The organism is Xanthobacter autotrophicus (assembly GCF_030015065.1).
Taxonomy (GTDB): domain Bacteria; phylum Pseudomonadota; class Alphaproteobacteria; order Rhizobiales; family Xanthobacteraceae; genus Xanthobacter; species Xanthobacter autotrophicus_D.
Map to the genome: position 1 here is coordinate 1 of NZ_JAIVFN010000296.1, position 661 is coordinate 661.

General features: G+C 61.4%; 2 protein-coding genes. Both read right to left on the minus strand.

The window, feature by feature from the left end:
• Positions 1–223, minus strand: a 223-nt coding sequence (locus K9U40_RS23185; RefSeq protein ID WP_282892426.1) for a hypothetical protein, incomplete at its 3' end; no start/stop codon positions are given.
• Between the two features lie 57 nt (positions 224–280).
• The coding region (locus K9U40_RS23190) for a DUF4113 domain-containing protein (RefSeq protein WP_282892427.1) at positions 281–661 on the minus strand (381 nt) is incomplete at its 5' end.

A 661-nucleotide genomic window follows, 5' to 3' on the forward strand; every position in this document is an offset into this window, starting at 1 on the left:
TGGATTGCGCGCAGAGGGACTGCGCAACCTGTCTGGCGTTGTCTTTTCTCAGCTGAGACAGCGTCGCACGTAGTTCGGCAATCTCATTCCGGGCGCTGGCCATATCGCGCTCGTGGCGACGCTTCGCGTCGTGCAGATCCGCCACCGCGCGTGCGGCCTGGCTTTCTGCACTGGCCGCACGGCTTGCAAGCATCGCATCGGCAACCCCATCCGCATATCCCATAGACCCCCCTCTGGCAGGCGTTGAAAACGTTCTGCTGTGCAGCGTACCACTGCACGCTCATGCCTTGGCCACCGGGATCTCGGACAACCTGGTGGTGTATCGCGGGGTGCGTCGATCCTGGCGCATTCCCCACTCTCGGTTCCACTCGCTCTGCCCTGTCGAACCAACGTGCAATGTGCCCTTTCCGTAACGTCCGTTGATTGCATCCATGGCGTGCATGAGCCGCGTCCTGTCACGTTCAACTTCTGGCGCCAGGTCAAGCTCGCCTTGGGATACCTTTTCGTCTTGAAGAGCGAGCAGCATGACGCCGGCCTTTGCGAGCTGGAAGCCGGGTTCGAAAAAGCTCTGGACACCTGCGATCGCGGCATTGACCAGGGCATGCGTGTCTGCTGTAGGCCTTCTGAGGGGCATCACTGCAGACCGTGCGAATCGAGGGCC